At 36.6% G+C, this 15,422-nt stretch carries 15 protein-coding genes; 7 read left to right on the top strand and 8 right to left on the bottom strand.

Annotated features, from left to right (window positions below):
• Positions 1–18 precede the first annotated feature (18 nt).
• The 4 genes from CRS_RS04105 to CRS_RS04090 all read left to right on the top strand — a co-directional run bounded on the left by CRS_RS04105 (position 19) and on the right by CRS_RS04090 (position 5,211).
• Complete coding sequence (locus CRS_RS04105; protein WP_142722823.1) at positions 19–546, top strand: hypothetical protein; 528 nt, start codon at positions 19–21, stop codon at positions 544–546.
• A gap of 67 nt (positions 547–613) precedes the next feature.
• Positions 614–1,441, top strand: a complete 828-nt coding sequence (gene tatC / locus CRS_RS04100) for a twin-arginine translocase subunit TatC (protein WP_172616999.1) — start codon at positions 614–616, stop codon at positions 1,439–1,441.
• Positions 1,442–1,591: 150 nt separating this feature from the next.
• Entirely contained in the window at positions 1,592–3,223 is a 1,632-nt protein-coding gene (locus CRS_RS04095; RefSeq protein WP_142722822.1) for a M1 family metallopeptidase, read from the top strand.
• Between the two features lie 131 nt (positions 3,224–3,354).
• A complete protein-coding gene (locus CRS_RS04090; RefSeq protein ID WP_142722821.1) occupies positions 3,355–5,211 on the top strand; it encodes a PDZ domain-containing protein in 1,857 nt (618 codons plus the stop codon).
• 134 nt (positions 5,212–5,345) lie between these two features.
• On the opposite strand, the gene CRS_RS04085 is transcribed toward CRS_RS04090, so the two are convergent.
• From CRS_RS04085 to pepE, 4 genes are all read right to left on the bottom strand, one after another.
• Positions 5,346–6,515: a HAMP domain-containing sensor histidine kinase gene (locus CRS_RS04085; RefSeq protein ID WP_142722820.1), complete on the bottom strand. Its 1,170-nt coding sequence runs from the start codon at positions 6,513–6,515 to the stop codon at positions 5,346–5,348.
• A gap of 7 nt (positions 6,516–6,522) precedes the next feature.
• Positions 6,523–7,896, bottom strand: a complete 1,374-nt coding sequence (dacB, locus tag CRS_RS04080; protein WP_142722819.1) for a D-alanyl-D-alanine carboxypeptidase/D-alanyl-D-alanine-endopeptidase — start codon at positions 7,894–7,896, stop codon at positions 6,523–6,525.
• Between the two features lie 108 nt (positions 7,897–8,004).
• A complete protein-coding gene (locus CRS_RS04075; protein ID WP_142722818.1) occupies positions 8,005–8,856 on the bottom strand; it encodes a hypothetical protein in 852 nt (283 codons plus the stop codon).
• A 5-nt stretch (positions 8,857–8,861) separates the two neighbouring features.
• A complete protein-coding gene (pepE, locus tag CRS_RS04070) occupies positions 8,862–9,554 on the bottom strand; it encodes a dipeptidase PepE (protein WP_142722817.1) in 693 nt (230 codons plus the stop codon).
• Positions 9,555–9,748: 194 nt separating this feature from the next.
• Between pepE and CRS_RS04065 the strand changes: the two genes are divergently transcribed.
• Complete coding sequence (locus CRS_RS04065; protein WP_228451171.1) at positions 9,749–10,279, top strand: hypothetical protein; 531 nt, start codon at positions 9,749–9,751, stop codon at positions 10,277–10,279.
• 84 nt (positions 10,280–10,363) lie between these two features.
• Here the strand turns inward: CRS_RS04065 and CRS_RS04060 are convergent, their stop codons facing one another.
• Entirely contained in the window at positions 10,364–10,852 is a 489-nt protein-coding gene (locus CRS_RS04060) for a YdeI/OmpD-associated family protein (RefSeq protein ID WP_142722815.1), read from the bottom strand.
• 225 nt (positions 10,853–11,077) lie between these two features.
• On the opposite strand from CRS_RS04060, the gene fsa reads away from it, so the two are divergent.
• Together fsa and CRS_RS04050 are read left to right on the top strand one after the other, a co-directional pair.
• The gene (gene fsa / locus CRS_RS04055) at positions 11,078–11,731 is read left to right on the top strand and encodes a fructose-6-phosphate aldolase (protein ID WP_089692379.1); all 654 of its coding nucleotides are present in this window, start codon (positions 11,078–11,080) and stop codon (positions 11,729–11,731) included.
• Between the two features lie 130 nt (positions 11,732–11,861).
• Positions 11,862–12,854, top strand: coding sequence for a serine hydrolase (locus tag CRS_RS04050; protein ID WP_142722814.1), 993 nt, complete (start codon positions 11,862–11,864; stop codon positions 12,852–12,854).
• Between the two features lie 46 nt (positions 12,855–12,900).
• Here CRS_RS04050 and CRS_RS04045 read toward each other — a convergent pair whose 3' ends face one another.
• The 3 genes from CRS_RS04045 to CRS_RS04035 form a co-directional block, all read right to left on the bottom strand.
• Positions 12,901–13,767: a GLPGLI family protein gene (locus CRS_RS04045; protein WP_142722813.1), complete on the bottom strand. Its 867-nt coding sequence runs from the start codon at positions 13,765–13,767 to the stop codon at positions 12,901–12,903.
• A 22-nt stretch (positions 13,768–13,789) separates the two neighbouring features.
• Positions 13,790–14,356, bottom strand: coding sequence for a sugar O-acetyltransferase (locus tag CRS_RS04040; RefSeq protein ID WP_142722812.1), 567 nt, complete (start codon positions 14,354–14,356; stop codon positions 13,790–13,792).
• A 144-nt stretch (positions 14,357–14,500) separates the two neighbouring features.
• On the bottom strand, positions 14,501–15,403 hold the full coding sequence (locus CRS_RS04035) for a GLPGLI family protein (protein ID WP_142722811.1): 903 nt from the start codon (positions 15,401–15,403) through the stop codon (positions 14,501–14,503).
• Positions 15,404–15,422: the final 19 nt, after the last annotated feature.

Here is a 15,422-nt window from a genome sequence, read left to right as displayed (position 1 = left end):
AAGTGTTTTTAAGGTATTATGATGGTTATCCTTTATTTGCTGATCTTATTCCCTGTATTTTTGAAAAAATACCTTGACTATCAGGATTCACAGAGAAATAGAGTGTATCATGCGCCTTTGGAACCTGATCATAGTCATGAATATTCTCATCATGATAGAAATCTCTATTATGATCAAAAAAGCCAGGATTATTTTGATCTTGTTGTCCGATGCCTGATCTTCTGTACTTATGATGATAAAAAATTTAATTATGTAGCAGACTGTCTATCTCTGACAGATATCGGTAGTGATTTATGTATATTTTCCGACAGGGAAGAAATAGAATCGTTATTCAGAAATAAGTTCATCAGCGAATCGCTGAGACTGAAAATAGAAGATTTTAAAAAGGTTACCGATGAAGTGGATGAAGAAGAATGGTTTTTCGAATCATTGGATCTTAGCAACGATGAAAGGTGGAAAAAAATAAATATAGCTGCAGAAGACCTTTTAACAGAAATGAATATTAAAGAAAGAGATTTTGATTTTGCATTATATGTTCCTCGATAATTTTAGAATCCAACATCGATCATTTAACTAAATATTTCATAAATTTGCTCTCTAAAAATTTTATTCTGTGAGTGATGGTAAAGACATGTCCTTTCTTGGGCATATAGGAGAATTAAGAGGGCATCTGATCCGTTCGATTATTGCTATCATAATTGCGGCCTTTATAGTTGGTTTTAATATCAACTGGATTATGGACCATATCTTTTTTGGGCCTACCAGAAATGATTTCCCTACCTTCAGGGTTGTCAATCATTTTTCAAGAATGATTTTGGGGGAAGACAGTATTCACCTTCCAAAAGATTTCCCTGTCCGTGTACAGAGACTGTATCAGCAGTTTAATGTAATGATGGCTGTTTCTGTTTTTGGGGGAATGGTGGCGGCTTTTCCCTATATTGTATGGGAACTGTGGCGTTTTATCAGTCCTGCTTTACATCCGAGAGAGAAAAAGAATTCCATTTATATCATCAATGCAGTATGGATGCTTTTTATGACCGGAGTATTATGCGGTTATTTTTTAATCCTCCCGTTTGCCGTTAATTTCGGGGTTATTTTTAAAATCTCAGATATTATTGTTCCGCTTTATGACTTAAGTGATTACACCACCTTATTTTTACAGGTAGTGTTGGGTATGGGAGTTATTTTCCTTTTCCCGATTCTGATCTATTTCCTTACCAGCATCGGAATTCTTACCCCAAAGTTTATGAAAACATACCGTCGTCATGCTATTGTTTTGATTATGGTAGTGGCAGCAATCATTACACCGGCAGACGTTTTGAGTATGCTGATGGCGGCATTCCCACTGCTTATCTTATATGAATTCAGTATCATGATGTGTACTTTTACTTACAAGAAAGTACAGAAAAGTAACGGAACCCTTCCTGCAGTACAGGAGTAATTGACCGTACTTTTAGATATCACAATATACCACCGCCCGGCAATGACCGGGCTTTTTTATGTCTTCTTAAATTATGTATTTAATTTCATTTCAGTACGGGGCTGTTAATTTAATTTTATAATTTTGAAAAGATTATTAATTAAATTTTACATGAAAAAATTATCATATACCCTTTTATTTGCATCAGGATTGGTTTTCGGACAGTTCTTTGAGAAGGGTAAAGTTTTCACCAGGCAGGATACTTTAAAGGGCTCCAATACTGAATTCAGAAATTTTTGGGATGTCAAAAAATATGATCTTTCTGTAGAACCGGATTTTGAACAGAAAAGCATCAAAGGAAATAATACAATCAGTTTTGAAATTATAAAAGATGTTATCAATCCTGTTTTCCAGATCGATCTTCAGCAGCCTATGAAAGCTGATAAGGTAGAAGGAAGCTTTCCTATTGCCAATTATAAGCAGGATGGGGATTTTATTTTCATTACAACGAATAAAAAATTCAAAAAAGGTGAAAAATACACCATCAACGTAATCTATTCCGGAAAGCCAACCATTGCTAAAAACGCACCATGGGACGGAGGATGGGTATTCACTAAAGACGAAAAAGGAAATCCATGGATGACTGCTGCTGATGAGGGAATAGGAGCTTCCATATGGCTTCCTACCAAAGATATCTGGAGCGATGAACCAGATAATGGAGTCATCATGAAAATTATAACGCCTAATGATCTGGTAGGTGTGGGTAACGGCAGACTCACTGATAAAAAAACAACGGGCAGCAAAACCACTTATACCTGGGAAGTTAAAAATCCTATCAACGCCTACTCCATTATCCCGAGTATAGGGAAATATGTCAATTTCAAAGATGTATTTGAGGGTGAAAAAGGAAAACTGGACCTGGATTATTGGGTAATTGACTATAATCTGGACAAGGCAAAAAAACAGTTTCAACAGGTAAAACCTATGCTCTCTGCATTTGAATACTGGTTTGGTCCATATCCGTTTTATGAAGATTCATACAAACTTGTAGAATCTCCTCACCTTGGCATGGAACATCAGAGTAATGTAGCTTATGGAAACAAATATCAGAACGGCTATCTGGGCAGAGATCTTTCAGGGACAGGAGTAGGGCTAAACTGGGATTTCATTATTATTCATGAAAGCGGCCACGAATGGTTCGCCAATAATATTACGGCAAAAGACCAGGCAGATATGTGGATCCATGAGAGTTTCACCAATTATTCCGAGACTCTTTTCACGGAAAAATATATGGACAAAAAATCGGCTGACATCTATGTTCAGGGAATCAGGAAATTGATAGACAATGACATTCCTATTATTGGCCGGTACGGCGTAAGAAATGAAGGCAGCGGAGATATGTACCCGAAAGGAGCCAATATGCTTCATACTATAAGACAGGTGATCAATAATGATGAAAAATTCAGACAGATTCTAAGGGGCTTGAATAAAGATTTTTATCATCAGACGGTAACTACACAGCAGATTGAAAAATATATTTCTTCAAAATCAGGAATTGATTTTTCCACGGTTTTTGATCAGTATCTGAGAACGATAAAAATACCAACCCTGGAATATACTCAAAATGGCAATACATTAAAGTTCCGCTATACAGATGTGGTAAAAAATCTGAAATTACCCATCATTATCAATGGCGGCCAGACCATTAACCCTACAGAAGAATGGCAGACCGTAAAGCTCACAAAAGATACTCCGGTTGAGTTTAATCCCAACTATTATATCAATTATTACAATACTAAATAGAGAAAAAAGGCAGATTTGCATATCAGCAGATCTGCCTTTTTCTTTTTACTTAAAAATTTAAGAAAAGTTTAATACTTTTCCCGTAACAAAATGATAAAAAAAGCAACTATTTAACTATTAATGTAAACCTAATGAGAAAAACAGTACTTAGTCTCGGTATTTTTGCTGCTTTTTTGGCAAATGCCCAGTCTATTAAAACAACCATTGATCTGGTCAATGTAAAAGATGATAAAGTAGCCGTTACCATGGAATTTCCGAAAATGAAATCCGGGGATGTCAAATTCCATTTTCCCAAAACGGTTCCCGGCACTTATTCTGTAGACGACTATGGAAGATTCATCGAAGGAATTAAATTTTATGACAATAAAGGAAAAGAACTTACTTACACTAAAGTAAATGATAATACCTACTCACTGAAAAATGCACAGGGACTTTCCAAAATCTCCTATCTTGTGAATGACAGTTTTGATGAAGAAACGGATACTTCAAAACATAAAGCCGTATTTTCTCCGTCAGGAACTGATATTGAAGCAGGAAAAGTGTACATGATCAATACCCATGGGTTTATTGGGTATATTGAAAACATGCAGGATGTTCCCTATCAGCTGATTGTTCAGAAACCAACCGATTTTTACGGAACAACAGCATTGGTAGATCAGGATAAATCTGAATCCACAGATACCTATACCCTTGCCAATTACGCTAAGGTGACAGATTCTCCGCTAATGTATACCAAACCTGATTATATTACCTTCAATGCAGGAGGAATGGATCTTGTATTGGGTGTATATTCTCCGACAGGGAAATACAAAGCTGCAGACTTCAAAGATAATCTTGAAAAAATGGTTATTGCCCAGAAAAAATTCCTGGGAGATATGAACACAAATAAAAAGTATGCTATCATGCTTTACCTTTCCGGAGGGGACGGCCCTGCAGTGAAAGGTTTCGGAGCTCTGGAACACCATGAATCCACAAGTGTGGTACTGCCTGAGGCAATGCCGAAAGATGCTATTGATAACACCATAACAGACGTAGTTTCCCACGAATTCTTCCATACAGTAAATCCTCTGAAAACCCATTCTGAAGAGATTCACTATTTCAATTATGCAGATCCGAAAATGTCTCAGCATTTATGGATGTACGAGGGTGGAACGGAGTATTTCGCCAATCTGTTCCAGATCCAGGAAGGCCTGATCAATAAAGATCAGTTCCTTCAGCGAATTGGTGAGAAGATTGCCAACTCCAAGAGCTATGATGATTCAATGCCATTTACCGTAATGAGTAAAAATGTATTGGTAGAGCCTTATAAAGACCAGTACAGAAATGTATATGAGAAAGGAGCCCTTCTGGCAATGTGTCTGGATATTGAACTCAGAAAACTTTCCAACGGAGAAATGGGATACCGTGATATGATCAGAAAGCTGTCTCAAAGATTTGGAGAAAACAAACCATTCAAAGATGATAAGCTGATTGATGAACTGGTAACGGTAACCGGATATCCTCAGGTAAAAGACTTTTACAACAAATATATCGCAGGAAATCAGCCTACTCCTTATGCCCAGTATCTGAATATGGTGGGTGTGGATATTAAAAAGCAGGAAAGCCAGCCAATTTTCTGGTTTATCAAAGATCCGAACCAGACAGGTTTTGATGATAAAACCAATGCCTTTGCATTTGATGATCACTCTGCATTATCTCCTTTTGCAAAAAGTATAGGATTTAAAATCACGGATCAGGTACTAGCTTTAGATGGAAAAACAATAGACATCAAAAAAGTACAGGACTTTATCGGTTATACAAGAACGATCAAAGACGGACAGGAAGTAACGGTAACCATTCTGAGAGATAACGCCGGTAAGAAAGAAAAAATGACGCTGAAAGGAAAAGCTATTCTGGATAAAATGACTATGGAAACGCCTGTATTTAAAGCGAATCCGACTCCTGAAGAGCTGAAACTGCAGACCCAGTGGCTTACTGGTAAAAAATAAACAGAAAAGCGGGGAAATTTTTTCCCCGCTTTTTATTTTCTAAGATTGACATAAGACTAAGACTATCTGATGCAAATCTAACAGATTTTGAAAACCTGTTAGGTTTCCTGTTTATAAATACTTTTAGGTCAGCATCACTCCTCCTTTCTGATGGTTATTCTAAAAGTGCTTCCCTTTCCTATTTCCGTCTGGGAAATCTTGATATCCCCGTTATGGTATTCATGAATAACTCTTCTGGCCAGTGACAATCCTAACCCCCAACCTCTTTTTTTGGTAGAATAACCGGGATTAAAAGCATTCCGTGCCTGTTGTTTTGTCATTCCGCTTCCGTTATCTTTTACTTCGATCAGAATATTTTTGTTTCTTTCAAAAACAGACATGGTGATTGCTCCTTCTCCTTTCATGGCATCTACTGCATTTTTTACCAGATTTTCAATGACCCAGCTCATCAGAATTTTATTGTGAGGGACCATAACAGTATACGTTGGAAGGTTCAAAGTAAAATTGATTTTTCTGGAAATCCGTGTTTTTAAGTAATCATAATTTTCCTGGATAGTTTTATTGAAATTCCTGTCATTCAGCTCAGGAACAGATCCTATTTTGGAGAATCGTTCAGAAATGGTTCTGAGCCTTTCAATATCTTTTTCTATCTCATGTACTCCTTCCGAATCCGGATTATCCAGCTTCATAATTTCGATCCAGCCAATCATGGAAGATAAAGGCGTTCCGATCTGATGAGCTGTTTCTTTGGCCAACCCGGCCCACAGGTATCCCTCATCTGTCTTCTTGATCGTTCTGAAAAACCAGAATGAAAAACCGAAATACAATAAAATAAACAATCCTAAAATATAAGGTGAATAGCGAAGATTATTAAGCAGTCTTGAGTTGTCATAATAGACAAACTGGTTATTTCCATCCGGCACTTTGATCTCAATAGGATCATAATTCTTTTCCATATTCCGGATCAGGTCCTGAAGCTTTTCAGGATCTTTTATTGTGCTTTCCGGGATATTTCTGTAGTACCCGAGATCAAGAATCGGATTCTTATATTTATCTGTTACAATAAACGGAATCGTATTATTGATATTAAGAATATCCGGCAGCAGGTCCAGTACATCTGTATCAGGAGTCTTTACTTCCTGCTGTATCCTAATGGCTTTGGACAGGAGACTGATCCTTTTAATCTCCTCTTTTCTGAGAAAATTGATAAGTGATGTTGAAGCCACAATGATAGCAATAACCAAAGTAGTCATGACCACAAAAATGATCCAGTTGTTCAGCCTGGTGAGTATGGATTTTCTCAATGGTATTTTATTTTAAAACATTCAGAATTTTCTGCAGCTCCGTACTTCCACTTCCCTGATAGTTATTGATAATAATCGAAAATACGTATTTTTTTCCATCTTTTGCTGTATGATATCCTGCAAAAGATTTGGTATCCTTCATTGTTCCGCTTTTCATTTTCATTCCATTATCCTGAACCGGGAATCCATCATAATATGCATCAAACCAGGATTGTTTTTTAGCATATAAAAGTGCCTGTACTTCAGCTTTTGCAGCTACATAATTTTGTGGGGAAAGTCCGCTTCCATCTGCAAAGTTGATCATATTAGAACTGATTCCTTTTGATTTCCAGAATTCCCTGAGATAAGAAACTCCGCTTTTGAAGGCTGAATCTCCTTTTTTCTCTTTTCCTAAGGTCTTAATTAACGTTTCCCCATACAGATTGATGCTTTTTCTTAGAAACCAGTAAACAATTTTATCCAGAGTCGGTGACTGATATGTTAGGAGAATATTATTTTTAGCGGCTGCCAAAGCTTTCTTTCCTTCTATTTCAAGCTGTGAATTGGACACAGCCTTTCCTGAAAGTTCAATCCCTGATTCTTTCAGCCACTGTTTTACTTCTGCCGCCAGCTGTAAAGGCGGATTAGGAGTAGAACCGGAAACCGTTACTGTTTTTCCTGCCGGAAGTATCCCGTTAATCAGTGCAACATTCGAATGGGGAGCAGTAAAAATAAGACTTTGATCTGAATTTCCGCCCGTTTTCAGGTCATTGAGCCACTGTACTCCTTCCAAAGGATAAGAAAAACTTTTAAAATCGGTTCCGTTTATAGTGATGTCAAATTGGTTTTCTTTCCAGTTGATCCCCCATACTCCGGCACCATAGTAATTGCCCAGGTCGTCCCATGGCCAGCCTCCAGGAATCGTCTGATGATCAAAGTAAGAATCATCAATAATCAGATCACCGGATATTTTCTTTATCCCTGAGTTTTTAATGGCATCAATTAATTTCTTTTTAAAATTTTCGGGTTTATAGCCCTCATACCTCCAGCTTCCCAATGTGGGATCACCGTTGGAGCTGATGAAAAGGTTTCCGTTGAGTGTTCCTCCTGATATATTCCCGGAATAGCTTGAAGTGGTTGTATAAGTATAATTTTTTCCTAATGTTTCCAGAGCAGCACCCGCAGTAAAAATTTTTTGCGTAGAAGCCGTCGAAAGGCCTTTATTTCCCTGGTATTCATATATAAAATTACCATTTTCATCTGAAACATAAAATGATAAACTGGAAGAAGCTGCTCCTGAAGAATCCATAAGATCCCTTGTTACTTTGTCTAATTTCTGGGCAATATTCTGTGCGGTAACCATCTGTACAGAAAGTGTAAGTACAGCAAATGTTTTTTTCATTACATTGTTAATTTGGGTCTAAACGAATAGGGTTCAGAACAGTTCACTGTCATTATATTTGTTAATATCCTGAACCTTTTCGTATATCAAAATTCTAATCAAATATAGTTAAAATAAAAGCTTCTCATACTCCCTGAGATCATCGGAAGTAAAAAGAATCTGATGGCCAGGAGATTTTTCAAACGCCCGGTCATGCTTAAAATATTTTTCATAATCATCTTCATCTATGAAAATATCCATCTGGCATTCTTTGATATAGTTTGATTTGTCTTTGTAATTTTCAATAAAATATCCGGAATCTCTCCAGGGTTCATGATGACAGCGTAGACAATTGCTTTGATGCAATGCCTTATAACCGCATATTTCACAATCCTTCAAACTTTGAAATAATTCTGAAATTTTATGCCGTATATCTTCCGGGAAAAGTAAAAGTGCAATTTTTTTTAAAAGCAGATAATAATTCGGTTCCTGCCACGAAAAATAAAATCCGTCTTCCTGATTGGTATAAAGCCATAATCTCTGAAGGTCATATTCAACCTCAGCTTTAATGATATTTTTAATATTCAGAATGGTTTTATTATTCTTCCTGACATTCTGTCTGTTATCAATTTCAATAACCGGCTGCTGTTCCAGAAAATGGGCCAGACATAATGTTGTCTGCCATGAGCCTACCGTTCGCATTTTACCTTCACTTCCGCAGATCTCACAGGTTTTTACAGACAATTCTGAATATTTATCTTTAATGTTTTTAAGTTTATTATTCAGCGTTTCGTCTTCAGAATAAGTATAACATCTCAGCTCTCCGAATTTTTCTTTTCCAAAAACACGGTGCTCCATATTCCAGCCCGCAACGGCAAATTCGAACAGTAATTTCCGGATCAGCTCATTCCATCCGGTACTGTTTACTGAAAAATTGAGCAGATTACTCTCTATAAAAAGGCCGATCTCTTCTTTATTCATATGCATCAGAGTCTGCTGCCCGATTCTATTTCATAAGGCTCTTTTCCTTTCTCAAAAATCCTTGTCAGCTCACTTCCTTCTACGGTAATAGAATCGTTTATTCTTCTGATCCAGTTTCCTTCCCTGAGGCCTACCACTTTAATGTCATTTTGGGTAAGAAATTCCTTAATGCGTGTTTCTCTTGTCTCTCCATTATGCTTTAAATCCGGGTTAGGATCCAGGTAATGTGGATTAATATTGAAAGGAACCAGCCCCATACACTCAAAACTTGGCGGATATACGATGGGCATATCGTTCGTCGTTTTCATATTCTGACCTCCTATATTACTTCCTGCACTGCATCCAAGATAAGCTTTTCCACCTGATACATTGTTTTTAAGTACAGGCATCAGCCCTTCTTCGTGTAATGTTTTCACCAATAAAAAAGTATTCCCACCACCGGTAAAGTAACCCTTTGCCTGATTAATAGCTTCTTTTTTATTTTCGAACTCATGAAGTCCTTTTACTTTTATATTGATCGTTTCAAAGAAAGAGCGGGCTTTTGCAGTATAATCATCATGGGAAATCCCACCCGGCCGCGCAAAAGGAATAAACACGATTTCATCAATCCCTTTATATAATTGGATTAATTCTTCTCTGAGATATTCCAGATATTCTCCACCAAAAAGGGTGGATGTTGAAGCTAATATGATGTTCATATGACAAAATTATAGGTATTAATAAAAAATGGATGACAAAGATAGCCTCAAACAGCAACGAATCAAAAATTAAATTAAAAAAAACATCAATCCCGTTAATATTTTCTAAAAAAACTTAAAGCCTCTAAAATTTAAGCTTTTGTGGAATTATTATTGAACTTTAGATTATGAATTTAAAATATAAGATTATGAAAATGAGTAAAATTAATAGCCTATTCTTAGGTTTAATATTAGCGGGAAGTGTAGGTCTTGTAAATGCACAAACAACTCAACCGGAAACTTCGACTGCAACAAGCCAATCGACGAATCCAACTATTGAAGGCCTTAAAAAGCAGGTTGAGGCCAATCCAAAGGATACTGAATCCTTAGCAAAATTAGCAGCAGCTTATCAGGATGCTTCAGACTGGACCAATGCCATTGATACCTGGAAAAAGATTTCTGCTTTATTACCGGACTGGGCTCCGTCTTATTACAGTCAGGCTTATGCCTATCAGTCTGCTAAAGATGATGCCAATGCAAAACTTGCTTACGAAAAGTATATTGCAACAGTAAAACCTGAAGAAGTAGAGCAAAATAAGAAAAATCTGGCATACGCCTATTTCTATATTGCCTTTGCAGAACAGAAAACTGATCCTAACAAGGCAAAAGAGCATATTGCTAAATCTATTCAGTATGACCCTACCAACGAGGATGCTGTGAAGCTTAGCAAAGCTTTAAATTCATAAAGAAAATGCCGGAAAAATTTCCGGCATTTTTATTTAGTAATACTGTGCAGCTGTTTAAATTTACACTTCTACATTTCCGGTTACCTATTCAATCATCTTTCCAAAAAAATCTGTTTCACCATGGAGATGGCTGATGATTTTCTCAATATTCCTCCGGATCCCTGCTTCTGTTTTTAAATTATTAATATACCGTATAAGTTCATGTCTTCTTGAAGGGATCAGCTTTTCGAAATTCTTTGTCGCCAGACTGCTTTCTTTAATAGCTTTTTCCAATTGCGGATGAATGGAGATACTTCTGTCGGAGTTATCATATTCCAGAACTACTTCAATGACTTCTCCTATTCTTTTGGGAGAGTTTTTCAGCATGATGAGATTAATATATAGCCTCCACTCCCCAAGATATTTCATAAGGTTCTGTTTAAATTCCTTTCCATTCACGGTTCCTTTTACCGGAACAGGACTTTTATTTCTTCCGGATTTTTCAAAAATCGTATCCAGTATTTCCTCCGGAACAAATACAAACGGATTAATTCCTATGATTTCCAATGTGGCTGTGAAACGGTTGTTTTCCATAGATAGCAAATTTAAACTGATCAGGCTGGAAGCTAGAAGCTAGAAGCTAGAAGCTAGAAGCAAAGTTAACTGTTTGATTTAATATTAATAGATTTTTTTTCCTGCCCTCTCTGCTCTCAAACTCTCAGACTCCCAAACTCTCACCCCTGACCTCCGTAACTCAAAATTCATACTTCAGAACCCAATTAATTCCCTATCTTTGTATCAATAAATCTATTTATCAAAATGAAATTTTTTATTGACACAGCTAATTTAGAGCAAATTAAGGAAGCAAGAGATCTTGGAATTTTGGATGGGGTAACAACCAACCCTTCATTAATGGCAAAAGAAGGTATTCAGGGTGCTGAAGCGATCAGAAACCATTACAAAACGATCTGCGAACTTGTAGACGGAGATATTTCTGCTGAAGTTCTTTCTACAACGTATGAAGAAATGATCAAAGAAGGAGACGAATTGGCTGCTATTCACCCAAATATCGTTGTAAAAATTCCGATGATCAAAGACGGAATCAAAGCATTAAAATATTTTTCTGATAAAGGAATCAAAACCAACTGTACATTGATCTTCTCTCCAGGGCAGGCTCTTTTGGCAGCAAAAGCAGGAGCTACTTATGTTTCCCCATTCTTAGGAAGACTGGATGATATTTCTACAGACGGTCTGAACCTTATCCAGGAAATCAGATTAATTTTTGATAACTATATGTTCGAAACTGAAATCTTAGCAGCTTCTATCCGTCACTCAATGCATATTATTGACTGTGCTAAAATCGGAGCGGATGTTATTACATCTCCACTTCCTCCGATCTTGAGCTTATTGAAGCACCCATTGACAGACAGCGGACTGGCTCAGTTTATTGCAGATTCTCAGAAATTGGCATAATAGCTGATCCTTTGCTCAGATATAACAAAATCCCGGAACATTGTTCCGGGATTTTTTATCTTTATACAGATCTTATTATTTCCGGATTTAACTACCTGATTACATGTGAATCAAATAGTAAATAAAAGCCATGAGAAAAAATATTCTTCTGTTCGCATTACTCTGTTTTTCTTTTGTGTTCTCTCAAGACATTATCTTTTCAAAAGAAAAGCTTGAACAACTCAATCAATTTAACCTTGAACATAAAAGCCGGGCTTTTATTATTTTTCAGAATGGAGCAATCATTAATGAAAAATATTTCGGAACAAAAATTATTAACAAAATGCCTTTTGACGAAAATGCCAACTGGTATTGGGCTTCAGCCGGAAAATCCCTTACTGCAGTGTTGATCGGTATTGCCCAGCAGGAGGATTTATTAAGCATCAATGATCCGGTTTCAAAATATCTGGGAAGATGGACAGGAATGGATAAAAAGGATGAAGATAAGATCACCGTCAGAAACCTTCTCACTATGACTTCGGGACTTGATTATGTACAGGATCAGCAATGCGGGTCAGCCAGCTGTTTTGTGCTTAAAAATATTTCCGGGACTTTCTGGTATTATGATACCTCAGCGTATTCCCAACTGGCTAAAGTGATTGAAAAAGCGAGTCACAAAAGCATCGATCAGTATACTTATGAAAAGCTTTCAGGTGCAAAAATTTCAGGAAAATGGATCCCTTTTGAAAATGGACTTGTATTTTCAAGTAACGCAAAAAGCTTTTTACAATTTGGAAAACTGATCTTAAATAAAGGGAAACTTGACGGCAAAATGTATTACTCTTATGATGATTATTTTAAGCAGATGATAGATTCTTCGCAGGATCTTAATCCTTCTTACGGTTATTTATGGTGGCTTAATGGAAAAAATGTTATAAAAATTCCCGGAGTTGAACAACCCTTCAATCAGTCGCTCGTTCCTGATGCTCCGAAAGATATGTTTTGTGCACTGGGCAAAAACGGTCAAATCCTCGATGTTATTCCCAGCCAAAATCTTATCATCCTAAGAATGGGTGAAAACCCTAATGGTTACAGCAATATGATAAAATTTCACAGAGACCTTTGGGATCAGATTTTAAAATAAAATGTCTGAAATGAAATCCAGACATTTTATGATATCCTGTAAAATATCATTTCAGCAGGTCCAGTTCAAGAATATTGTTCTGCTTCTTAAGATCATTTTTCATCTTAAGTTCTTTTTCTTTTTTTCCTTTATCTTGAGTTACCAGTTTTCCGGAATCATCTATTTCCTGGATTTCAACTCCCTGTGCTAACATCTGTTTTTCACTTTTCATAGGATCTGCAAGATATTCTTTGAAGGCTTTTCGGTATTTTGCTTCAGTTACAGTAACAAGTGCATTGAATCTTTCTTTTTCTTTAGTGCTCTTCCACTCATATCCGGCTGGAAGTTTTTTAATTCCTTTTAATTCAAATGAATGGGTATGAGAAGCGTCTTCAATCTTTACAATCAACCCGGGAAGTCCTGAGAACTTATAAGGGCCATCCTGAATAGGAAGATCCGTAGTAAACCATGCAGTCCATTTTCTACCCGCAAAAGAACATACTGCTTTTTGGGCAGAAAAGCCTCCTGTTTTTTCTTTATCAGGAAGAATTTTCCAGTCCTGTTTTCTTTCATCCTGTACCATATATTCATCCGCTGACAAATTGTTAAAAAAACGTACCGAATAATCAGGATAGGTTTTTTCAACACTATGAACCACCTTACCTTTAAATTTTATACCGGAAAAGTTGATTTCTCCATTTCCTGCCTGCAGCTGCTTTTCCATAGATGCAGTCATCAGTGAATCAGACTCAAAAATATCTTTACTGTAAAACCTGGATCCTTTGGAAACAACATCCAGAAACATTATTTCAGTTTCGGGTTTGTCTTTAGCAGTTGAATCAATACTGTATCTATACTCATAAATAAATCTTTGATTCTGAGCATTGACTGCCAGAGTCAATAGCAGACTGAATGCAATAATTATTTTTTTCATAGATTATCAGTTGAAAAATTATTTAGTTTTCTTTTACTATTGCTTTAACAACCCTACACGGATTTCCCACAGCCACTACATTATCAGGAATATTTTTAGTAACAACACTTCCCGCCCCTATCACCGAGTTATTTCCAATAGAAATACCCGGTAGTACAACCACATTTCCTCCTAACCAGACATTATCACCTACTTTTATAGGATGTGCATACTCCAGTCCTTCATTTCTTTGTTTTGTATCCAATGGATGGCCTGCTGTATAAAAGCTGCAGTTAGGCCCGATAAAAACATTATCTCCGAACTCGACAGCAGCACAGTCTAAAATAACAAGATTATGATTGGCATAGAAGTTCTCTCCTACTTTTATATTATATCCGTAATCGCACCAGAAATTGGGTTCGATACAAATATTTTCCTGGACACTGCCCATAATCTGCTTGAGTAGTCTGTATCTGTTTTTTATATCTGAGTTTTTCAACCCATTATATTCCTGGCACAGATCTTTACATGCAATACGTTCCTGAATGAGCTCCTTATCGTAATTGGCATTATATAAAAGTCCGGCTGCACATTTTTCCTTTTCTGTCATGAGATATAACATTGATTATTGACTATTGAAAGATAAGAAATTTGCAACAATGATCTTAATTGATATTCATCATCTAAATCTTGAAAATAAAAAACAGAATAACAAATGTCTGCTATTCTGTTTACAGTAGAAAATATAATAATTTTAGTTCACCAGATCCGGTTCGATCGGATTATTATCTTTTTTAAGGGCTTCTTTAGTATTTTTTTCTATTTCCCTCAGTACCTGATTGGGATCTGAGATTTCTTTGCCGTCTCCCGTTCTCAGCTTAAAACTAAATTTGGTATTGCCATCACTATTCTTCATCAACATTTCTCTCATATTCTTTGCAGGATCATTTACATAAGCCTTCCATACTTTTTTGAACTGATCTTTTGTTACTTCCAGCTCTTTTCCGCCTATTCCCAGTACCTTTACATGATCAGGCACCTGCATTTCCGAGTCAGCGGCCGGAGTATTAATTGTTTTATTACCTATTATCGTCATTATGTGAGATCCGGTGGTGTCCTCAATTTTTACGATAAGGCCCGGAAGTCCATAAAAAACATAAGGGCCATCCTGAAAAGGAAGATCTGTTGTAAACCAGGCAATCCATTCTCTTCCTCCAAAGCTGGCAGTGGCTTTCTGAGCCTGGTACGCTCCTATTTTTTGTTTCTCAGGCAATATTTTCCATTCCGGTTTCTGATCTTCTTTTATTTTATACTTATCTGTAGAAATGCTTCTGAAGAGATAAGTTTTAAAATCCGGGTATTGCTTGGTTACTTTATAGGAAACCTGTCCCGGCCTCTCTCTTTTGTTGACACTGATATTTCCGCTGCCTGCTTTCAACTGTTTTTCAAGTTCGGCTTTTCCTATAGAATCGGCTACAAATTTATCACGGCTATAGTAACTTGATCCGTTTTTATCGATATCAAGCATCATCATTTCAGTCTTTACATCTGTTTTATTATTGGAATCCGGAATAAACTTATATTCATAAAAAAACCTGTTGACCTGTGCACTGGTCAGCACGCCCAGAAATATAAAAAATAGAATTTTGCTTTTCATAATGTATGATTAAAAAAGG

It is taken from the genome of Chryseobacterium sp. ON_d1, assembly GCF_006829085.1.
Taxonomy (GTDB): Bacteria; Bacteroidota; Bacteroidia; order Flavobacteriales; family Weeksellaceae; genus Chryseobacterium.
The sequence above is the reverse complement of the archived record's forward strand: the minus strand, read 5'-3'. Positions and strand labels throughout refer to the sequence as shown.